Here is a 19,927-nt window from a genome sequence, read left to right on the forward strand (position 1 = left end):
AGCAAGCATGTTCAAAGCAGTCTTGGTGGGGGTGGCGGCAGTCGTGCTGACCGCGGCTCCGGCGAGCGCGGAACCGGCGTGCGCGCCGGTCGACCTGGGCACGTTGCCCGGCGGGGCGAGCAGCGGCGGATCGTGGGTGACCGACAGCGGGATCGTGCTGGGGACGGCGTCGGATCCGGCCGGGCACCAGCACGCCGCGCGGTGGGGCCGGGCCGGCGGGATCACCGACCTGCCGCCGCTACCCGGGTTCACCGCCGTGGACCCGGTCGCGATCACCGAAGCCGGGGTGGCGATCGGCAACACGAAGGACGGGCGGCTGGGCCAGCACGCGACGTTGTGGGACGAGTCCGGCGTACCGGTGGAGCTGCCGCGGGTGACGACCTGGCCCGGCTACGCGTGGACCTCGGCGGCCGCGATCAACGAGCGCGGGGAGGTCGCCGGGTTCGCCTTCAACGTCGACGGCCGCGCGGTCGCGGTGAAGTGGCCCACCCCCGGCACGGTCGTGGAGCTGGGCTACGGCCGGGTGCGGGCGATGAACGAGGCCGGCGCGGTGATCGGGTGGGACGGCCAGCAGCCGAAGTATTGGGATCCGTCGGGCACCCCGGTCGAGATGGACCGGGCGGCGGCGTTGTGGGCCATCGACGAGCAGGGCACGGCCGTCGGCGCGGCGAACACCCCGGACGGCGGCTACCACCCGGCCAAGTGGGACGCGGCCGGGCACCTCACGGTGCTCGACACGACCTGGAAGGCCGGTTCGGCGCTGGCGATCACCGCCGACGGGACGATCGTGGGTGAAGTGTCGGCAGGCGACGGGAAGAGCCGGGTGGCGACCTGGGACCCGAGCGGCCGACTCACGGTGCTGCCTACGCTGGGCGGGGCGCAAAGCCGGTTCACGGCCGTGAACCGGACGGGCACCGTGCTCGGCGAGGCCGACTCGCCCACGAGTTTGGACCGGCAGGTCCTCTGGGACCGGGCCGGCCGGATCACCGAGCTGCCGCCCGTGTCCGAAGACGCGTTCTTCCTCGCGAAAGGCCTGAACGACCGGGGGCTCGTGACCGGAACGTCGACGATCCCGGCGACCGGGCAGTTCCACGCGGTCCTTTGGCACGTCCGGTGACCTGCTGAATTCATCAGGGGCACCTTCACGGCTCTTGAGCCATGAAGGTGCCCCTGATGGCATCGGATGTGGGGGTGGGCACCCCGGATTGCACGGTGATGCATGGGCGTGCATAATCATTCGCATGTCCAAGGTGCTCACTTCCCTGCCCGTCGGCGAGCGTGTCGGTATCGCCTTCTCCGGTGGCCTCGACACTTCCGTAGCGGTCGCGTGGATGCGCGACAAAGGCGCGGTCCCCTGCACCTACACCGCCGACATCGGGCAGTACGACGAGCCCGACATCGAGTCGGTGCCCGGCCGGGCCGGGCAGTACGGCGCCGAGATCGCGCGGCTGGTCGACTGCCGGGAAGCCCTCGTCGAAGAGGGTCTCGCGGCGCTGACCTGCGGGGCGTTCCACATCCGCAACGGCGGCCGCAGCTACTTCAACACCACCCCGCTCGGCCGCGCGGTCACCGGCACGCTGCTGGTGCGCGCCATGCTCGAGGACGACGTCCAGATCTGGGGCGACGGCTCCACCTACAAGGGCAACGACATCGAGCGGTTCTACCGCTACGGCCTGCTGGCCAACCCCTCCCTGCGGATCTACAAGCCGTGGCTCGACGCGGACTTCGTCACCGAGCTCGGCGGCCGCAAGGAGATGTCCGAGTGGCTGGTCGCGCACGACCTGCCCTACCGGGACAGCACCGAGAAGGCCTACTCGACCGACGCCAACATCTGGGGCGCCACGCACGAGGCCAAGTCCCTCGAGCACCTCGACAACGGCATCGAGATCGTCAAGCCCATCATGGGCGTGGCGTTCTGGGACCCCGAGGTGGAGATCGCCGCCGAGGACGTCACGATCGGCTTCGAGCAGGGCCGGCCGGTGACGATCAACGGCAAGGAGTTCGCCTCCGCCGTCGACCTGGTGCTGGAGGCCAACGCCATCGGCGGCCGCCACGGCCTGGGCATGTCCGACCAGATCGAGAACCGGATCATCGAGGCCAAGAGCCGCGGCATCTACGAGGCGCCGGGCATGGCGCTGCTGCACGCGGCCTACGAGCGGCTCGTCAACGCCGTCCACAACGAGGACACCCTCGCCAGCTACCACAACGAGGGCCGCCGGCTCGGCCGCCTGATGTACGAAGGCCGCTGGCTGGACCCGCAGGCCATGATGCTGCGCGAGTCGCTGCAGCGCTGGGTCGGCACCGCCATCACCGGCGAGGTGACGCTGCGCCTGCGTCGCGGCGAGGACTACTCCATCATGGACACGACCGGCCCGGCGTTCAGCTACCACCCGGACAAGCTGTCGATGGAGCGGACCGAGGACTCGGCGTTCGGCCCGGTCGACCGGATCGGCCAGCTGACCATGCGGAACCTGGACATCGCGGACTCGCGGGCTAAGCTCGAGCAGTACGCGAGCCTCGGTATGGTCGGCGGCAACTCCCACCCGAAGCTGATCGGCGCGGCCCAGGCGGCGTCGACCGGCCTGATCGGCGCGATGCCCGAGGGCGGCGCCCAGGTGATCGCCTCGCGCGGCAAGACCGACGACGTCGAGCTGCTCGACAGCGCCGCGATGGAGTTCGGCACCGACTGACCCTCTCCCGATCCCGAAGGCCACCACGCTCGCCGTGGTGGCCTTCGGTGCGTTCAGGGGACGAGCACGACCTTGCCGGTGATCGTGCCGGATTCGGCCAGGGTCAACGCTTTCGCGGCGTCGGCGAGGGGAATCCGCGCGGCCACCTGCGCTTCGAGCTTTCCCTCGGCCGCCAGGGCGAACACCTGGCCGAGGTCCTCGGTGAGGCGCGCGCGGAACTTGGCGAGGTTCCGCTTGCCGCCCCAGACGTTGTAGAAGTGCGTGCGGCGGCGGTTCGGCAGCACCCTCCACCACAGCAGCCGGGCGACCAGCTTCAGCACGGCGGGCTTCGGGTTGCCGCCGTCGTCCTTGGTGGACGCGCTGCCGTACGCGACCAGCGTCCCGCCCGGGGCGAGCAGCCGGAACGAGTCGACGATGCCGGGTCCGCCGACGTGGTCGAACGCGGCGTCGACCCCGCCCGGCGCCAGCTCGCGCACCCGGGCCGGGACGTCGCCGCGGTAGTCGAGCGCGGTCGCACCGAGCGCGGTCACGGCGTCCAGGTTCCGGGCCGAGGCGGTACCGATCACCGTGATCCCGGCCGCCCGGGCGAGCTGTACGAGCGTGGTGCCGACGCCGCCGCTCGCGCCGTGGACCAGGATCGTGCCGCCGGTGCGTACCTTCGCGATCCGGTGCAGCATCTGCCAGGCCGTGATGCCGTTGACGACGAACGTCTCGGCGTCGGCCGCGTCCAGCCCGTCGGGGACCGGGACGAGGTCCGCGGCGGGCACGACGAGGTGGCTGCTCCAGCCGCCGATCTTGGTCATGGCGGCCACGCGGCGCCCGACCAGCGCCGGGTCCGCGGCTTCGAGGACGGTGCCGACGACGTCGTACCCGGGCACGAACGGGAACGGCGGCTGGTCGTAGTACTTCCCGCGGCGCATCTGCTGCTCGGCGAACGAGATCCCGCTCGCCTCGACGCGGACGAGGGCTTCGCCGGCGCCGGGGCGCGGGATCTCGCGGTGCTCGACGCGCAGGCCGTCCGGCTCGACGAGGCCGGGGAGGACGATTTCGGTGGTGGTGGTCATGGTGGTGGTTCCTTCCGAAGTGTGAGTGACTGGTCAATCACTCGATGGGCGCGAAAAACGAGCTCGCGCGGGACTCAGTTCTTGCCGGGGTGGCGGATGCCGTCGGCGAGCACGGCGGCCCAGCCGCCGGCGCGCTCGTCGAGGTCCAGGGTGGCGATCAGGTGGCAGAGCTGGCCGTAGGCGATGAAGCGCTGGACCTGCTCGCTGTCGGCGCCGGAGCGCTCGAGGGCGAGTTCGGTGACCTTCGCCAGGCCGCGCCGCACGGCGTCGGCGATTTCGGGTGTGTCGGCGGCCGACTGCGCGTGCACCTGCAGCATGAGCAGGTCCCGGTCGGCGATGAGCTCGGCGTAGGCGCCGCCCATCTCGTGCAGGATCTTTTCGGGGTCGGCGCTCCCGGCGCGGGCGGCCCCGTTCGACAGGGCGTGCGCGACGAGCTCGAAGCACCGGTCGAGCGCGGCGACGAAGAGGGAAACCTTGCCGGGGAACAACTTGAAGACGTAGGCGGGGGAGATGTCGGCCTTCGCGGCCACGGCGCTGATCGGCGTGTTGTGGTACCCGCCCCGGGCGAACTCGGCGATGGCGGCGTCGACGACGACGTCCCGCCGGGCGTCGGAGGTGGAGAGCGTGGCACCGCGTTTCGTCATGTGAGTGACTGTACACTCACTCTGACCGGCGAGGCAAGCCCCCGGTCTCCCGGGGGCCGCTCGCGGAGGCTCAGACGCCCGCGGTGGCGGAGATCCAGTCGCGGTACTTCGTGATGTTGATGTAGGCCGTGTACGACTGGCGGTCGCTCGTCGAAGCCACGCCGACCTGCTTGCCGTTCGCGTACATCGGGCCGCCGGAGTCGCCGCCCGCGGTGATGCCGTCGCCGCGGTTCGCGCACACCGAGACGCCGGCCGCGCCGTCCGGGCAGTCGATCGAGCTGACGCTGACCTTCGCGACCTTCAGCAGCTGCGACTGGCACTCGATCTCGGGCTTGTCGGTGCAGGTCGCGCCCCAGCCGTAGACCTCGGCCTGGTCGCCCACCTTGACGTCGCCCTCGCTGCCCAGCGGCGCGTACTCGGTCTGCACCTGCTGGTCGATCTGCACCAGCGCGATGTCCGAGTCCGGTGCCTCGTGCACGGAGGTGGCGTTGACGGTGGTGCCCTTCGTCTGGTCCAGGTCGCCGACGTGGAAGCTGATCGGCTTGCCGGCGGCGCCCTGCGTGCAGTGGCGGGCCGTGAGGACCCAGTCCGGCGCGATGATCGTCGCCGAGCAGATCTCCTGCCCGCCGGCGAACATCCGGGCCGCCGAGTGGAGCGAGTCGGCAGTGCCGCCGTCGATGATGGCCGGCTGGGCGGCCAGGGACGGCGCCGCGGCCGCGAGGGCCGAGAGCAAAGCGCCGGAGACGACGACGCCGGTTCGCGTGATGCGCTTACGCACTTGAGGATCAACCTCCCGCCGCGGACCGGGGTCTCGCGGTGACGTGTGGTGACGGACACGCCTACCGTCACTGCTGTGGGTGAATCTCCGATACCCGCCGATAGTCGGTTGATCCAAAACGCGACTTTCGTCGTGGGCCGTCCGGCCCAGCCGGTGCCATGTTCTGGCGCCCTGTCCCGAATGTGCGCGATTCCGTCACGGATCGCGGCGCCGTCCGGCTACAGTCCCGCTGCTTGGTTCCGCCTGGGGGCGGCTCGCGCGGGAACGGGGTGCTCGATGGGTCCTGAAGTGCGGTTTCACCTGCTCGGACCGTTGCTCGTGACGGTCGGCGGCCGGCCGGTGCCGCTCGGCGGGGCGAAGCAGCGGGTCCTGCTGGCGCACCTGCTGCTCAACGCGAACCGGACGGTGACGCCCGGCCAGCTCGTCGACACCATCTGGCCCGGCGACCCGCCGACGTCCGCCACCGCCAACCTGCAGACCTACGTGTGGCGGCTGCGCCGGCTGCTGCCGGAAGGGCCCGTCCTGCGCACGCACGGACCGGGCTACTCGCTGGTCGTCGACCCCGGCGACGTCGACGCGCACCGGTTCACCCGGCTCGTCGCCGGCGCCGCGCGGGCGGCCGCGCCGGAAGAGGCGCTGAAGCTGCTCGCCGAGGCGGAATCGCTGTGGCGCGGAGATCCCCTCCAAGACCTGCCGACCGCGCCCGCCTGGGACGCCGAGCTCGGGCGGCTCCTCGAGAACCGGCTCGCCGCCGTCGAGGAACGCCTTGCGCTGCAGGTGAAGCTGGGGCGGCACGACCCGGCGATCGCCGAGCTCACCGTGCTGCTGGCCGAACACCCTTACCGCGAACGGCTTTGGCAGCAGTACCTGCTCGCGCTGACCGGCGCGGGACGGCGGGCCGAGGCCTTGCAGGCGTACGCGACGGCCCGGGAGCGCCTGGTCGCCGAGCTCGGCGTCGAACCGGGGCCGGAACTGAGGGCGGTGCAGGCCGCGGTCCTCGCGGGTGAGCCGCTCGCGGCGCCGCCGGTGGTTCCGCCGCCGCTGCGCCAGCTTCCTGCGGACCTGCCCGACTTCACCGGCCGCGAAGTCTACGTCCGGGAGCTGGAGACGGCGCTCGGCCCGGCACCGGTCGTCCTGACCGGAGCGCCGGGGACCGGCAAGACGGCGCTGGCCATGCACGTCGCCCACCGCGTCGCGGACCGGTTCCCCGACGGCCAGCTGTACGTCGACCTCGCGGGCACCGGCACCCCGCGCGACCCGGCCGAGGTGCTCGCCGACTTCCTGCACGCGCTGGGCGTCACCGGGAACACCGTCCCCGCCGGGCTCGGCCAGCGAGCCGCGCTGTTCCGCTCGCGCCTGGCCGGGCGGCGGGTGCTGCTGGTGCTCGACGACGCCGCGGCCGCCGCGCAGGTCCGCCCGCTGCTGCCCGGGGACGCCGGCTGCGCGGTGCTGGTGACGACTCGCGGGCGGCTGCCGGAGCTGGCGGGCGCGAAGCACGTCGAGCTGACGGTATTCGGCGAAGACGAGGCTTCGCGGCTGCTGGCCGGGGTCGCGGGTGTCGACCGGGTCGTCGGCGAGCCGGCCGAAGCGGCGGCCATCGTCCGCTGCTGCGGTTACCTGCCGCTGGCGATCAGGATCGCCGGCGCGCGGCTGGCCGGGCGGCAGGCGTGGAGCCTGCGCACGCTGCACGACCGGCTGGCCGACGAGTCGAGCCGGCTGAGCGAGCTGCGCGTCGGCGATCTCGGTGTCCGGCCGAGCTTCGAGCTGAGCCTGCGCCAGCTGCCGGCCGACGCGCGGACGGCGTTCTGCCGGACCGCGGTGCTGGGCGCGCAGGACTTCCCGAGCTGGGTGGTCGACGCGCTGCTGGACCGCGACGGCGCGCACGAGGTGCTCGACGTGCTCGTCGACGCGAACCTCGTCGCGTTGGCGGGGCGGGATTCCGGCGGGAACCCCCGGTACCGGCTGCACGATCTGCTGCGGTGCTACGCGGCGGAGCTCCTGGCCGAGGATCCGTCGCGGCGCGAAGCCCTCGCCCGGGTGCTGACGGTGTTGCTGGCACTGGCGAAGACGGCCGCGGCCGGTCTGCCCCCGGCGTTCGGCGCGATGACCGGGCCGGCGGTCGGTGCACCGGTGGTCACCGCCCGGGTGACCGATCCGCTGGGCTGGTTCACCGCGGAACGCAAGCTGCTGGCGGCCGCGGTCCAGCTGGCCGCGGACGCGGGCCTGGACGAGCTGGCCTGGCAGCTGACCGCGACGGCGGTCCCGTTCTACGACCTGCGCGGCGCGTACGACGACTGGCGCCGCAGCCACCTGACGGCGCTGGCCGCGGTCGAGGCGGCAAACACCGCGGGAGCGGCGGTGCTGTACCGAGGCCTCGGCCAAGTCCGCCTCTACCACGACGAGTACGCGGCGGCGGTGGAGGACATGGAACGTTCGGCGTCGCTGTTCGCCTCGCTGGGCGACGTGCGCGGGGAAGCGCTCGCGGTGGCGGGGCTCGGCACGGTGGCACGGGTTCGCGACCGGCCCCGGGAGGCGCTCGGCTTCTACCGCCGGGCGCTGGCGGGCCTGGAGCGAGCCGGTGACCGCCGGGGCGTCGCCCAGGTGCGGAACTCCTTGGGCACGACGTATGCGTCGCTGGGCTCGTTCGCCGAGGCGGATGCGTGGCTGCACCAGGCGCGTGAGCTGGCGAGGGAGATCGACGACCCGCACCGCGAAGCGAAGGTCCTCACCGAACTGGGCACGCTCCACCGGGACCTGGGCGCGTTGCCGGAGTCGTTGACGTGCCTGCGATCGGCGTTGGGCATCCTCGAGGAGCTCGACGACGAACGGTGCAGCGCGTACGCGTTGCTCGGGATCGGGCAGACGCTGCTGGCGGCGGGCGAGCGGGTGCAGGCGCGCGGGGTGTGCGACCGCGCGTTGCGGGTCTTCCGCGAAACCGGGAACCGGCAAGGGGAAACCACCGGACTGGACCTGCTGGAGCAGGTGCGGCGGAGCCGGTCCCCGGCCCGCCGTTGACGCTCGTCGCCCACACGCCGCCGCTGCCGTTCGAGGACCGCCACTCGCACGCGCGTCACAAAAAACAATGTCCGCGACGCAAATCCGCGTGACAAATTTCCTGGCCACGGAAAAGCACATTGGCCGGTTGGGAAGTTTCCCCCTAGCATCCGAAAGGCCGTTCGACGACGAAAGGACCAGACATGACGGAAACCCTCGTGCGGAAAAAGCGCTTCCTCGGAATCGCGCTGGCCACGCTGCTCGCGGGCGCGGTGGCCGTGCTTTCCGCCGGACCGGCCGCGGCGGCCGAGAAATCGCTGACCTACAAAGGCGGCTTTCCGCTGATCGGCGACCAGCAGGTCACCGTGGTGGTCAAGGCGGACATCCCCGCGACCGCCACGGCGGGCACACCGGTTTCGGTGCCGTTCAGTCTTGATGTCGACGCCGGTCAGGCCGCCGGAGACGGCCTGCGCCTCGTCGGTGCCACGAAGATCTCGGGCACGATCACGTCCCGGGTGAACGTCGCGATCGGCGGCCAGTCCGTGGCCATCCCGATCGCGCTGCCGATCCCGGAGACGCCGGTCCCGGCCGACGGCAGCCTGAAGTTCACCGCGCAGGGCCAGGTCGACTTCACCGTCCCGGCCGGTACCCCGGCGGGCGAGGCGACCAGCAGCGTCGACTCCGCGGCGACCACCCACGTCGTCACCGACAGCGGCCTCGGCGAGTTCGACGTCGCCCTGACGCTCGACCCGCCGGACCAGGACGCCACCCTCGGCACGACGACGGTCGGCTGACCCACCGCGCGCTCCGGCCCGCCGGAATCCACCCGGCGGGCCGGAGCCGATGCCGGATTCCGGCACCCGGGAAATGCCGGGATCCGCCGGAACCGTTCGCTCCCAACGTGATCCTCCCTTAGTAGGTACCGATTCGCCGGTCGGGCGCGGAGTATTCCCTGCCACCACGTCGAATCGTCATCGAGTGGAGGACCACTTCGTGAAAACCACATCAGGAGTCCTGCGTGGACTCGCGGCGGTTTCGGCCGCCGTGGCCGCCGTCGTCGCGCTGCAGGCGCCCGCGACCGCGGCCGCCGCGCGGACCGACCTCGGCATCACCATGCAGGCCCAGCAGAAGGACCAGTGGTGCTGGGACGCCAGCGGGAACACGATCGCCGACTTCTGGGGATATTCGCTTTCCCAGACGCGGTTCTGCCAGATCGCGCACAACGAGTCCGGCTCCGACTGCGCCAACAACCAGGGTTATCTGTCCGACCAGCAGCGGGTGTTCCGTTCGCTCGGTTTCGCGAATGTCGGGTCGTACAACTCGAACGGGCAGGTGCTTTCCTTCACCACCATCAAGAACCAGATCGACGCGGGACAGCCGATCGGCACCCGCATCGGCTGGCGTTCCGGCGGCGGCCACATGCACGTCCTCTACGGGTACGACAACTCGAGCGGCGCGACGAAGGTGGAATACGGCGACCCGTGGCCGAACAACAGCCGCTACAACTCCATGAACTACGACACCTACCGCTCGAACAACCAGTTCCAGTGGACGCACACGCTGTACGGGATCGAGGGATGAGCGTGCTGAAGAAAGCGCTGGGCGCGGCCGTGCTGGCCGGCGCCGCGATGCTCACCACGGCCGGCACCGCGGGCGCGGCGGCCGGGCCCGCCGGCACCCCGACCGCGGCCGACACGGCCGCGATCGGCCAGGTGACCGGCGGCCGGGCCACCCTCGACCGGCTCGCGACGACGAAGTTCCCGGGCGCCCACGCGGCCGCGGCGGCGACCACGGCGAACGCCGACCCGCGCACCCAGGTCGCGGTCTACGAGCCGACGGCGGCGTTCGTCGCCGGGACGTCGGACGTCCCGGCCGCGCTCGCGTACGTCGCGGTCCCGGCCCGGACCGGCGACGGCACCACGGCCACGGTCTGGGCCGAGCGGCAGGGGGCGGCCTGGAACGTCGTGAATGTGGCCTCCGGTGACTACGAGCGGAAGTACGCGGAGGCGGCGGCCGGGGGATATCTGCTGCACGAACCGCAGGTCAACGCCTGGTACGCGGTCCACGGCGACGACCTGACGGTGCTGGACGGCTCGGTCACCGGTCTGCCCGCGGGCACGAAGCTGAGCGTCCGGGACTACCGCGCGGCCCTGCACGAGCGGTACGCGGACAAGCTGCCGGGCTCGGCCTACGACACGGACGGAGCGGGCGGCGGCTACGGCGGCCGCGAGCGCGCGGTGCCGGCCGCGGACCCGGGGGAGACGCCGGTGCTGCCGTTCGTGCTCGGCGGCGCCCTGGTGCTGGCGGCGGGTGTGGTCGTGGCTCCGCGGCTGCGGCGCAGGTAGGTCGGCGAGGGGCCGCCGGTGTGCCCGGCGGCGCCCTTCGCGGGTGATGTCGTGGGGACACGCCAGTGCTGCCGCGCGTCTCGTGCGCCGGCCGCTCCCTGCGCGGGTGATGTCGTGGATCCCGCCCGGCACCGCGTCCCATGCTGATGGTCGGCGGCCCTCTTGGCAGGTGATCATGATCGGGTCAGAATGCGCCATGCCCGTTTCCCCGGTCGTCCAGGCGGAACCGGCGCGGCCGAGTGGTCCGGACCTCGCGCTGGTCGAGGCGCTGCAACGTGACCCGCGGGCGCCCTGGACGCGGATCGCGGCCGCCGTCGGCACCGATGCCACGACGGCCGCGCGCCGGTGGGACCGGCTGCAGGCGGCCGGGCTCGCCTGGCTGACCGCGTACGCCACGGCCCCGACGACCACCGTCGGCTACGTCGACCTGGCCTGCCGCCCCGACGCGCTGGCCGGGCTGACCCGGGAGCTGTGCGGCTGGCCGTCGGTGTTCAGCGTCGAACGCACGACCAGCCGGTTCTCGCTGTTCCTCTCCCTGGCCGCGCGGGACCTCGACGCGCTCGACGAGCTGGTCACCGGCCGGCTCGGCGCCCTGCCCGGGGTGCGCGAGGTGCGGTTCGCCGTCGCCACGCGCGTCTACCGCGAGGGCAGCGGCTGGCTGGTCAACGCGCTCGCCCCCGAACAGCGCGCGGCGCTCGACGAGACGGCGGTGCAGGCCCGGCTGGTCGTCCCGCAGCAGTGGGACGACCGGGACCTGCGCGCGCTCGTCGAGTCCCTCGGTGCGGACGGCCGGCGCAGCTACGCCGAGCTGGCCCGCGACTGCCGGATGAGCGAGTCCGCGGTCCGCCGCACGCTCGCGCGGATGCTGCGCAACCACGAGCTCGACTTCCGCTGCGACCTCGCGCACGTCCCGGCGGGCTGGCCGGTGATCGCGGGCTACCGCCTCGACATCGCGGCGGACGACCTGGACCGCGCCGGCACCGCGATCGCGCAGCTGCCGGAGACCCGGCTCTCGGCCGCGGTGGTGGGGGAGGGCAACCTGGTGGTGTCGGCGTGGCTGCGGGAGCCGGCCGGCTGCACGGGTTACGAGACGCGGCTGGCGGCCGCCGCGCCGGGTGCCCGCGTCCTCGACCGCGCGATCACGCTGCGGATGCCGAAGCGGATGGGCCGGCTGCTCAGCCCGCACGGCCTCGGCGGCACCCACCAGGCGATCATCCCGGCCCGCTGACCGCCGCCCGGGCCCGCGTAGGGTCGGAGGCGGGGATCGGCACGGTGGAAGGACCATGAGCGTGGGCGAGTCGAACTGGGCGGGGAACCACGCGTACACCGCGGCTTCGGTGGTGACTCCGCGCACGGTCGACGAGGTGCGGGAGGCCGTCGCGGCCGCGACGCGGGTCAAGGCCCTGGGCAGCCGCCACTGCTTCAACGACATCGCCGACTCACCCGGTGGTGTCCTGCTGGACCTGCGCGCCCTCGACGTCCCGGTGGAGATCGGCGACGGGACGGTGACCGTCGGCGGGTCCGCCCGCTACGGCGACTTCGCCGAGCAGCTGCACGCCGCCGGGTTCGCGCTGGCGAACCTCGCGTCGCTCCCGCACATCACCGTGGCCGGCAGCGTCGCGACCGGCACCCACGGCTCCGGGCGGCGGCAGCCGGGACTCGCCGCCGCCGTGTCCGCGATCGAGCTGGTCACCGCGAACGGCGAGCTGCGGACGTTCACCCGCGCCCACGCCGAGTTCCCCGGGCTGGTCGTCGGCGTCGGCGCGCTCGGCGTCGTCACGCGGATCACCCTGGACGTCGAGCCCGCGTTCGACGTCCGCCAGGACGTCTTCGACGCTCTGCCCTGGGAGGCCGTCGAGCGGCACTTCGACGAGATGGAGGACGCCGGCTACAGCGTCAGCCTGTTCACGAACTGGGCGAACGACACGATCGACCAGGTGTGGGTCAAGAGCCGCGTGGACGCGTTCACGCGGCGGACCGGGCTGTTCGGCGCGGTCCCGGCCGACGGACCCCGCCACCCCGCGCACGCGGCCGGGATCTCCGCCGGCAACGGCACGCCCCAGCAGGGGGTGCCGGGCCCGTGGCACGAGCGGCTGCCGCACTTCGCCCTCGCCTTCACCCCGAGCGTGGGGGACGAGCTGCAGTCGGAGTACTTCGTGCCGTACGAGCACGCGGTGGCGGCCGTGCGGGCGGTCCGCGGGATCGGCGACGTGCTGGCACCCTTGCTGCTGGTGTCGGAGATCCGCGCGATCGCGGGCGACGAGCTGTGGCTGAGCCCGTGCCACGGCGGCGACCGGGTCGCGCTGCACTTCACGTGGCAGCCGCGCCAGCCCGAGGTCGAGGCGGTGCTCCCGGTGCTGGAGGAGCGGTTGGCGCCGTTCGGTGCGCGGCCGCACTGGGGCAAGCTCTTCCACACCGCCGGCGCGTATCCGAGGATGACGGATTTCCGGACTCTGGCCCGGGAACTGGACCCGGCCGGCAAGTTCCGGAACCCCTTCCTGGACCGTCACGTCTTCGGCGGCTAGCCCGCCGGGGGAGCCGTCGTCGCCCGGACGATGAGGTAGGTGTCGAGCACCTGGGTCGTGTGCTCGTCCGCGTCGCCGTCGAGCAGGTCCAGCAGGATCGTGACCGCCGCGCGGCCCGCCGCCTCCGTCGGCATCGCGATCGTCGTCAGCGGCGGCGCCGAGATCGCCGCGAAGACCAGGTCGTCGAAGCCGACCAGGCTGATCTCGTCCGGGACCGGGACGCCCCGGGCGTTCAGCCGCGCGAGCGCCCCGAACGCCACGAGGTCGTTGTACGCCACGATCGCCGTCACGTCCGCGGCCAGCGCCAGGTCCGCGCCCTGCAGCCCGCCCTCGAACACCGGCGGGAACGGGCCGAACTCGACGACCTCCGTGCCGTGCCGCTCGGCCGCCTCCGCCAGACCCGCCCGGCGGGCGCGGTTCGCCCACGACATCCGGGGGCCGCCGAGGTAAGCGCAGCGGCGGTGGCCCAGCGCGGCCAGGTGCTCGATCGCCTGGCGCATCCCGTCGGCGGCGTCCATCACGATCGACGGGATCCCCGGCACCTCGCGGTTGAGCAGCACCAGGGTCGTCTGCGTGGCGAGCGCGCGCAGCTGGTCGTCGGTCATGCTCGGGCTGCCCAGCACGACGCCGTCGACCTGCCGGGCCATCCGGCGGACCAGGTTCTGCTCGGTCGCCGGGTCCTGGTCGCTGCTCGCGAACAGCACGGCGACGTCGTCCTGGCGCGCCCGGGCCTGGACGCCGTCGAGCACGCCGGTGAAGAACGGGTTGCCGAGGTCCGAAACGACGATGCCGATGTGCCCGGTGCGGGCGACCGGCTGCGTCGTGCCGACGGCGTGGTACCCGAGCTCGCTCGCCGCGGCCAGCACCCGGCTGCGGGTCTGGTGCCGGACCAGATCGGGTGAGGTGAACGCGCGCGACACGGTCGAGATCGACACGTTGGCCCGGCGGGCGACGTCGTGAATGGTCACGCTCACGGCTACTCCTCGGCAGGCTCTGCGCAACATCATGGAAACGCCCGGCAGCGTTGTCAACAACGGATCGCCTTGCGGCAGCGAGGATCCGGCCCCCGCAGGGCCATTCGGCTGGGCTTCCGGTGAAAACCCTGAAAATCGTTGACCGGGTTTTGCTGCAAATCGTAGAACGGAGTCTCCGCCGTGTTCCCCGTTCCCGGGGCGCGGGTCCCCACCCCCTTCGAGGTGCCTGATGACCAGGAAAGACCGGTTCTGCCTGCGCGTTTTCGCCACGGCCGCGTTCGCCGCGGCGATGGTCCCCACCGGGGTCGCGCACGCCGCCTACGAAAGTTCTCCCGTCGGCTTCGGCGCCGGCACGACCGGCGGCGCGGGCGGCGAGACCGTCACCGTGACCACGGCGTCGGCGTTCACCAGCGCGGTGACCGGCACGACGGCCCGGACGGTCCGGGTGAGCGGCAAGATCGCCCTGGCGAGCAAGACCCTGGTGAAGATCGGGTCCAACAAGACGATCCTCGGCGTCGGGTCCGGGTCCGGCTTCACCGGCGGCGGGCTCGCCGTGGACAAGTCGTCGAACGTCATCATCCGCAACCTGGCCATCGCGAAGGCGGTCGGCACCGACGCCATCCAGATCCAGCGTGGGTCCACCCGCGTGTGGGTCGACCACAACGACCTGTCCTCCGACCTCGACCACGGCAAGGACTACTACGACGGCCTGCTCGACATCAGCCACGCCGCCGACGGGATCACCGTGTCCTGGAACAAGTTCCACGACCACTACAAGGTCTCCCTCGTCGGGCACAGCGACAGCAACGCGGCCGAGGACACCGGCAAGCTGCACGTCACCTACAGCCACAACTGGTTCGAGAACGTGAACTCGCGGCTGCCCAGCCTGCGGTTCGGCACCGGGCACGCCTACGACAACTATTTCCACGCCGTGACCGATTCCGCCGTGCATTCGCGGATGAACGCGCAGTTCCTCGCCCAGAACAACGTCTTCGAATCGACGAAGGTGTGCCTGGAAACGACCGGGGACAGTGACGTCGACGGCTACCTGAACGAGTCGGGCAACTCCTTCGGCGGCTGCACGAACAAGATCACCCGGACCGGAAGCATGTCGACGGCGCCGTATTCCTTCACGCTGGAGCCGACTTCGACGGTCAAGGCCACCGTCACCGCGGGCGCGGGCGTCGGCCGGATCTGATCGGCGGCGAGCGCTCGGCCGGTTCGAGTAAGCGCTTACTCGAACCGGCAACCGCCGTTCGGAGTACCCGGCGTTCGACGAATTCGAAACAGGGTTCCGACCATTGACACACTTGTCGCGAACGCCCTACCGTGACGACCGGAAGTTTCTCCCGAACTGCCCATTCGTCAGTTCCCGCGCGGCCGCACCCGGTCGCGCCGATCGGAGACCCATGTCGGGGAGCAGGCGCCGCACCGTCGCGGACCCGCCGCGGCTGGCCGTGGTCGGCACGTCCGGCTACGCGTTCAGCTACCTGCACCGCGCGCGCATCCTGCACGACGAAGGCCTGGTCCGGTTCGCCGGCATGGCCGACGTCCGGGTGCCGTCGGCTGCGGCGATCGCGCTGCTGCCCGAGGGTGGCACCGCGCACGTCGGGGTCGACGACCTGCTCCGCCGCTGCCGTCCCGACATCACCGTGGTCGCGACCCCGCCGCACGCGCACGTCCGCGTCGGCGGCGCGGTGCTGCGGGCGGGCGGCGACCTGCTCCTGGAAACCCCGCCGGTGCTCGACCTGGCCGGGTTCCGGACGCTGTCCCGGCTGGCCGCGGAGAACGGCTCGGCGTGCCAGACCGGCTTCCAGAGCTTCGGCTCCCCGGCGCTGCCGGTGCTGCGGGCGGCGATCGCGGCCGGGAAGCTCGGCGAGGTGGTCGGCGTCGGCGCGGCCGGGGCGTGGATCCGCACCGACGCCTACTACCGCCGCAACCCGTGGGCGGGCCGCCGGTGGCTGGACGGCGAAGCCGTGGTCGACGGCGCCCTGACCAACCCGTTCTCCCACGCGGTGGCCACCGCGCTGCTCGTGGGCGGGGTCGGCGGACGCGACCCGGCGGAGATCGCCCTGGAGCTGTACGGCACGCGTGACATCGAAGCCGACGACACGGCGTGCCTGCGCATCCGCTTCGACCGCGGGCCCGAGATCGTCGTCGCCGCGTCGCTGTGCGCCGAGCAGGACCACGAGCCGTACGTGGTGGTGCACGGCTCGCGGGGGCGCGCGAAGTTCTGGTACAAGAGCCACCGGCTGGAGCTCGACGACGAACGGGTGCACCTCGGCGAACCGGTGGACCTGCTGCGGAACCTGGTCGCCCACCACCTCGATCCGGCCGGGGTCCCGCTGCTCGCGCCGCTGCCGGCCACCCGCGCGTTCGCGTCGGTGGTCGAGGCGGTGCGGGACGCGCCGTCGCCGTCCCGGATCCCGGCCGGCTGGATCCGCACGGCGGGCGAGGGGGCGAGCCGGCACCCCGTGGTCCGGGGGATCGGCGAGGAGGTCGCCGTCGCCGCCGACCGGCTGGCGCTGTTCTCCGAGATCGGCGTCCCGTGGGCGAGCGCCGTCCGCCGGGGCGCGCAACGCACCGGGTAACGCCCCGGTGCCCCTCGCGCTGGCGGCCCGCCTCGACCCAGGTGCGCTGTAAGCGCTTTCTCAAGCTGCCCGCGAAACGGCGAAGTCATTGCTGCACAAGGGTTGTTGCTCCGAATCGCCCGTTGACACGACTCGCGCCCACTGCCTACCGTGAGCGCGCTGACAGCGTTTTCAGAAAGTGCTGACCGGCTGAGAACGGAGAGCTCGATGCGTCGGACAAGAGAGCGGCGAACGCTCGTCGCGCTGGCCGCGGTGGTGCCGCTGCTGCTGACCGGGGTCGCCGCGTGCGGCTCGGACCCGGGCAGCGACGGCAGGGACGTGACCATCACGTTCGTCTGGTGGGGCAGCGACGGCCGGGCGAACCTGACCAAGAAGGCCGTCGAGCTGTTCCAGCAGAAGAACCCGAAGATCAAGGTGCAGACGTCGTTCTCAGCGTACGCGGCCTACTGGGAGAAGCTGGCGACGCAGACGGCGGGCGGCAAGCCGCCGGACGTGCTCAACGTCGACACCCGCTACCTGGCCGAGTACGGCGGCCGCGGCGTCCTGGCCGACCTGAACGAGGGCGCGGGCAAGGCGATCGCGCTGGGCGACATCAACCCCGAGCTCGCGGCCACCGGCGTCTACCAGGGCAAGCGGTACGCGGTGCCGTGGGCGCAGAACACGCCGGCGATGCTGTACGACCCGGCCGCGTTCACCGCGGCCGGCGCGGACCCGGCCAAGGGCCTGACCTGGGACCAGTTCGCGGAGGCGACCCGGAAGATCTCCGCCGCGGGCGGATCCAGCGGCACGACCGACTTCGGCATCCTCGACACGACCCTGGAGATCTGGCTGCGCCAGCAGGGCAAGCAGTTCTACACGCCGGCGGGCAAGCTCGGGTTCGCCGCCGACGACCTGCGCCGGTACTGGCAGCTCGCGGGCCGGTTCCGCGACGCCAAGGGCGCGTCCCCGGCCGACGTCACGGCGTCCTACAACACCTCGCCCGAGCAGTCGCCGCTCGGCAAGAAGCTGACCAGTTCCGAGTTCGCCTACGACAACCTCCTGCCCGCGTACCAGAAGGCGAACGGCAAGCCGCTGAACGTGGCGCCGTACCCCACCGGCGCGGACGGGACCAACGGGCAGTACCGGCGGCCGTCGATGTTCCTGTCGGTCGCGGCGCGCAGCGCCCAGCAGGAGGCGGCGGCGAAGCTCGTCGACTTCCTGGTCAACGACCCCGAGGTCGGGAAGATCGTCGGCACCGACCGCGGCCTCGCGCCGAACCTCAAGGTCCGCGCCCAGCTCGCGCCGTCGGCGAAGGGCGCCGACAAGACGCTCTACGACTACGAAGCCGCGCTCGAGCCGAAGCTCGGGGCCGCGCCGTCCGTCCCGCCCAAGGGCGCCGGCTCGATCCAGAAGCTGCTCCAGCGCACCTACGAAGAAGTCGCGTTCGGCCGGATGAGCGTCGACGACGCCGTGAACCGGTTCATGTCCGAGGCCGCGAAGGCGCTGGGCTAGCCGATGACGACCGTGCGCACCCCGGACCCGCCGGTCGCTTCGGAGGCGGCCGCGCGGGTCCGGAGGCGGGACCGGCCGGCCGGGCGCCGCCGCAAGACCCAGCCGGAGGCCTTCGCGTTCCTGACGCCCTGGCTGCTCGGCGCGGTGGCGCTGACCGTCGGCCCGATGGTCGTCTCGCTCTACCTGTCCTTCACCGACTACGACCTCTTCACCTCGCCGAAGTGGGTCGGCTTCGGCAACTTCGCGCGCATGTTCACCGACGACGACCGCTACCTGCAGTCGGTGAAGGTGACCCTGATCTACGTCCTGGTCTCGGTACCGCTGAAGCTCACCGTGTCGCTGCTGGTGGCGATGCTGCTCAACACCCGCCGCGGCGGAGGCGGCTTCTACCGGGCCGCGTTCTACGCGCCGTCGCTGCTCGGCGCGAGCGTCGCGGCGGCGCTGGTGTGGCGGGCGCTGTTCATGGGCGGCGGGCCGGTGAACGAGGTGCTGGCCTTCTTCGGCTGGCACACGCCCAGCTGGGTCGACGACCCGCAGTTCAGCCTCGCCTCGATCGTGCTGCTCGGGGTCTGGCAGTTCGGCGCGCCGATGGTGATCTTCCTGGCCGGCCTCAAGCAGATCCCGGCCGAGCTGCACGAAGCGGCCGCGATCGACGGCGCCGGCGCGTTCCGCCGGTTCCGGCACATCACCCTGCCGATGCTCTCGCCGGTGATCTTCTTCAACCTGGTGATGGAAGCCATCCACGCGTTCCAGGCGTTCACCCCGGCGTTCGTCATCGGCGGCGGGCGCGGCGGCCCGGCCGACGCGGACCTGTTCTACACGCTCTACCTGTTCGAGGTCGGCTTCCAGGACTTCCACATGGGCTACGCGTCCGCGATGGCGTGGGTGCTGCTCGTGGTGATCGCGATCGTGACGGCGATCGTGTTCCGCACTGCGAAGCTGTGGGTGTTCTACGATGACGTGGAAAACTCAGGGGAGCGCCGATGACCGTGCTCCCTCGCTCAGCGCGTTCGGCGGGCCGGCACGTGCTGTGCCTCGTGATCGTCGCCGTGGTGCTGTACCCGCTGGTGTGGCTGGCGTTCGCGTCGGTCAAGCCGCCGGACGAGATCTTGTCCCGGCTGTCGCTGCTGCCCACGCGGTTCGTCTTCGACGGCTACACCAAGGGCTGGGAAGGCGCGGCGGACGTCGGGTTCGGCCGCTTCTTCCTCAACTCCTTCCTGGTCGCCGGGCTGTCCGTGGCGGCCAACGTGCTGTCCTGCTCGCTCGCCGCTTATGCGTTCGCCCGGCTGAAGTTCCGCTTCCGCGGCGCGCTGTTCGCGTTCATGATCACGACGCTGATGCTGCCCTACCACGTGACGCTCATCCCGCAGTACGTGATCTTCCAGCAGGCCGGCCTGGTCAACACGTTCGTCCCGCTGATCCTGCCGAAGCTGCTGGCCACCGAGGCGTTCTTCGTGTTCCTGATCGTCCAGTTCATGCGCGGGATCCCGCGCGAGCTCGACGAGGCCGCGATCATCGACGGCTGTAGCGTCTACCGCACGTTCTGGCACGTCGTGCTGCCGCTGTCGAAACCGGCGCTGGTCACGACGTCGATCTTCACGTTCATCTGGACGTGGAACGATTTCTTCACGCAGATGGTGTACCTGAACGACACGGAGAAGTTCACCGTGCCGCTCGGCCTGCGGCTGTTCGTCGACACGAGCAGCGAGTCGAACTTCGGCGCGATGTTCGCCATGTCGGCGCTCGCGCTCGTCCCGATCGTGCTCTTCTTCCTCGCCTTCCAGCGCCTGCTGGTCGAAGGCGTCAGCACCAGCGGCCTGAAGGGGTGACG

17 protein-coding genes are annotated in these 19,927 nt (G+C 71.8%); 13 read left to right on the plus strand and 4 right to left on the minus strand.

Translation table 11 applies throughout. The annotated features are described in order from the left end of the window. Positions 1–7 precede the first annotated feature (7 nt). Positions 8–1,117: a hypothetical protein gene (locus ACZ7PG_RS37020; protein WP_470243834.1), complete on the plus strand. Its 1,110-nt coding sequence runs from the start codon at positions 8–10 to the stop codon at positions 1,115–1,117. Between the two features lie 124 nt (positions 1,118–1,241). Then, positions 1,242–2,690, plus strand: coding sequence for an argininosuccinate synthase (argG, locus tag ACZ7PG_RS37025; protein ID WP_470243835.1), 1,449 nt, complete (start codon positions 1,242–1,244; stop codon positions 2,688–2,690). A 53-nt stretch (positions 2,691–2,743) separates the two neighbouring features. On the opposite strand, the gene ACZ7PG_RS37030 is transcribed toward argG, so the two are convergent. The 3 genes from ACZ7PG_RS37030 to ACZ7PG_RS37040 all read right to left on the minus strand — a co-directional run bounded on the left by ACZ7PG_RS37030 (position 2,744) and on the right by ACZ7PG_RS37040 (position 5,176). Beyond that, entirely contained in the window at positions 2,744–3,754 is a 1,011-nt protein-coding gene (locus ACZ7PG_RS37030) for a medium chain dehydrogenase/reductase family protein (RefSeq protein ID WP_470243836.1), read from the minus strand. A gap of 74 nt (positions 3,755–3,828) precedes the next feature. Beyond that, positions 3,829–4,398 (minus strand): TetR/AcrR family transcriptional regulator, encoded by a 570-nt coding sequence (locus ACZ7PG_RS37035; RefSeq protein ID WP_470243837.1) that lies wholly within the window; start codon positions 4,396–4,398, stop codon positions 3,829–3,831. Positions 4,399–4,468: 70 nt separating this feature from the next. Further along, on the minus strand, positions 4,469–5,176 hold the full coding sequence (locus ACZ7PG_RS37040; protein WP_470243838.1) for a S1 family peptidase: 708 nt from the start codon (positions 5,174–5,176) through the stop codon (positions 4,469–4,471). Between the two features lie 276 nt (positions 5,177–5,452). On the opposite strand from ACZ7PG_RS37040, the gene ACZ7PG_RS37045 reads away from it, so the two are divergent. The 6 genes from ACZ7PG_RS37045 to ACZ7PG_RS37070 all read left to right on the plus strand — a co-directional run bounded on the left by ACZ7PG_RS37045 (position 5,453) and on the right by ACZ7PG_RS37070 (position 13,040). After that, positions 5,453–8,191, plus strand: a complete 2,739-nt coding sequence (locus ACZ7PG_RS37045; protein ID WP_470243839.1) for an AfsR/SARP family transcriptional regulator — start codon at positions 5,453–5,455, stop codon at positions 8,189–8,191. 182 nt (positions 8,192–8,373) lie between these two features. Continuing rightward, positions 8,374–8,964 carry a DUF6801 domain-containing protein gene (locus ACZ7PG_RS37050; protein ID WP_470243840.1) on the plus strand — a complete coding sequence of 197 codons (591 nt, stop codon included), beginning with the start codon at positions 8,374–8,376 and terminating at the stop codon, positions 8,962–8,964. A 199-nt stretch (positions 8,965–9,163) separates the two neighbouring features. After that, entirely contained in the window at positions 9,164–9,751 is a 588-nt protein-coding gene (locus tag ACZ7PG_RS37055) for a papain-like cysteine protease family protein (protein WP_470243841.1), read from the plus strand. Next, on the plus strand, positions 9,748–10,515 hold the full coding sequence (locus ACZ7PG_RS37060) for a hypothetical protein (protein ID WP_470243842.1): 768 nt from the start codon (positions 9,748–9,750) through the stop codon (positions 10,513–10,515). Before ACZ7PG_RS37055 ends, ACZ7PG_RS37060 begins: the two co-directional genes overlap by 4 nt. A 196-nt stretch (positions 10,516–10,711) precedes the next feature. Beyond that, positions 10,712–11,743: an Lrp/AsnC family transcriptional regulator gene (locus ACZ7PG_RS37065; protein WP_470243843.1), complete on the plus strand. Its 1,032-nt coding sequence runs from the start codon at positions 10,712–10,714 to the stop codon at positions 11,741–11,743. Between the two features lie 55 nt (positions 11,744–11,798). Further along, complete coding sequence (locus ACZ7PG_RS37070; RefSeq protein ID WP_470243844.1) at positions 11,799–13,040, plus strand: FAD-binding protein; 1,242 nt, start codon at positions 11,799–11,801, stop codon at positions 13,038–13,040. Here ACZ7PG_RS37070 and ACZ7PG_RS37075 read toward each other — a convergent pair. Beyond that, the gene (locus ACZ7PG_RS37075) at positions 13,037–14,014 is read right to left on the minus strand and encodes a LacI family DNA-binding transcriptional regulator (protein WP_470243845.1); all 978 of its coding nucleotides are present in this window, start codon (positions 14,012–14,014) and stop codon (positions 13,037–13,039) included. The two genes, ACZ7PG_RS37070 and ACZ7PG_RS37075, sit on opposite strands and share 4 nt — an antisense overlap. Before the next feature lie 229 nt (positions 14,015–14,243). Here ACZ7PG_RS37075 and ACZ7PG_RS37080 point away from each other — a divergent pair, with 229 nt between their 5' ends. The 5 genes from ACZ7PG_RS37080 to ACZ7PG_RS37100 all read left to right on the plus strand — a co-directional run bounded on the left by ACZ7PG_RS37080 (position 14,244) and on the right by ACZ7PG_RS37100 (position 19,925). Further along, on the plus strand, positions 14,244–15,212 hold the full coding sequence (locus tag ACZ7PG_RS37080) for a pectate lyase family protein (RefSeq protein ID WP_470243846.1): 969 nt from the start codon (positions 14,244–14,246) through the stop codon (positions 15,210–15,212). A 211-nt stretch (positions 15,213–15,423) separates the two neighbouring features. Then, entirely contained in the window at positions 15,424–16,605 is a 1,182-nt protein-coding gene (locus ACZ7PG_RS37085; RefSeq protein WP_470243847.1) for a Gfo/Idh/MocA family protein, read from the plus strand. A 207-nt stretch (positions 16,606–16,812) separates the two neighbouring features. Further along, entirely contained in the window at positions 16,813–18,096 is a 1,284-nt protein-coding gene (locus ACZ7PG_RS37090) for an ABC transporter substrate-binding protein (RefSeq protein ID WP_470243848.1), read from the plus strand. Between the two features lie 3 nt (positions 18,097–18,099). After that, positions 18,100–19,083 (plus strand): carbohydrate ABC transporter permease, encoded by a 984-nt coding sequence (locus ACZ7PG_RS37095; RefSeq protein ID WP_470243849.1) that lies wholly within the window; start codon positions 18,100–18,102, stop codon positions 19,081–19,083. After that, positions 19,080–19,925, plus strand: coding sequence for a carbohydrate ABC transporter permease (locus tag ACZ7PG_RS37100; RefSeq protein ID WP_470243850.1), 846 nt, complete (start codon positions 19,080–19,082; stop codon positions 19,923–19,925). Before ACZ7PG_RS37095 ends, ACZ7PG_RS37100 begins: the two co-directional genes overlap by 4 nt. Positions 19,926–19,927 lie beyond the last annotated feature (2 nt).

The sequence above is a fragment of the Amycolatopsis sp. NPDC114504 genome, assembly GCF_055633595.1.

Excerpts from the sequence above, each read along its gene's own strand:
- ACZ7PG_RS37035 (WP_470243837.1), bottom strand. The coding sequence starts at position 4,398 with ATGACGAAACGCGGTGCCACGCTCTCCACCTCCGACGCCCGGCGGGAC.
- ACZ7PG_RS37100 (WP_470243850.1), top strand. The coding sequence starts at position 19,080 with ATGACCGTGCTCCCTCGCTCAGCGCGTTCGGCGGGCCGGCACGTGCTG.
- ACZ7PG_RS37085 (WP_470243847.1), top strand. The coding sequence starts at position 15,424 with ATGTCGGGGAGCAGGCGCCGCACCGTCGCGGACCCGCCGCGGCTGGCC.
- ACZ7PG_RS37080 (WP_470243846.1), top strand. The coding sequence starts at position 14,244 with ATGACCAGGAAAGACCGGTTCTGCCTGCGCGTTTTCGCCACGGCCGCG.
- argG (WP_470243835.1), top strand. The coding sequence starts at position 1,242 with ATGTCCAAGGTGCTCACTTCCCTGCCCGTCGGCGAGCGTGTCGGTATC.
- ACZ7PG_RS37050 (WP_470243840.1), top strand. The coding sequence starts at position 8,374 with ATGACGGAAACCCTCGTGCGGAAAAAGCGCTTCCTCGGAATCGCGCTG.
- ACZ7PG_RS37060 (WP_470243842.1), top strand. The coding sequence starts at position 9,748 with ATGAGCGTGCTGAAGAAAGCGCTGGGCGCGGCCGTGCTGGCCGGCGCC.
- ACZ7PG_RS37090 (WP_470243848.1), top strand. The coding sequence starts at position 16,813 with ATGCGTCGGACAAGAGAGCGGCGAACGCTCGTCGCGCTGGCCGCGGTG.
- ACZ7PG_RS37070 (WP_470243844.1), top strand. The coding sequence starts at position 11,799 with ATGAGCGTGGGCGAGTCGAACTGGGCGGGGAACCACGCGTACACCGCG.
- ACZ7PG_RS37095 (WP_470243849.1), top strand. The coding sequence starts at position 18,100 with ATGACGACCGTGCGCACCCCGGACCCGCCGGTCGCTTCGGAGGCGGCC.
- ACZ7PG_RS37030 (WP_470243836.1), bottom strand. The coding sequence starts at position 3,754 with ATGACCACCACCACCGAAATCGTCCTCCCCGGCCTCGTCGAGCCGGAC.
- ACZ7PG_RS37065 (WP_470243843.1), top strand. The coding sequence starts at position 10,712 with ATGCCCGTTTCCCCGGTCGTCCAGGCGGAACCGGCGCGGCCGAGTGGT.
- ACZ7PG_RS37020 (WP_470243834.1), top strand. The coding sequence starts at position 8 with ATGTTCAAAGCAGTCTTGGTGGGGGTGGCGGCAGTCGTGCTGACCGCG.
- ACZ7PG_RS37045 (WP_470243839.1), top strand. The coding sequence starts at position 5,453 with ATGGGTCCTGAAGTGCGGTTTCACCTGCTCGGACCGTTGCTCGTGACG.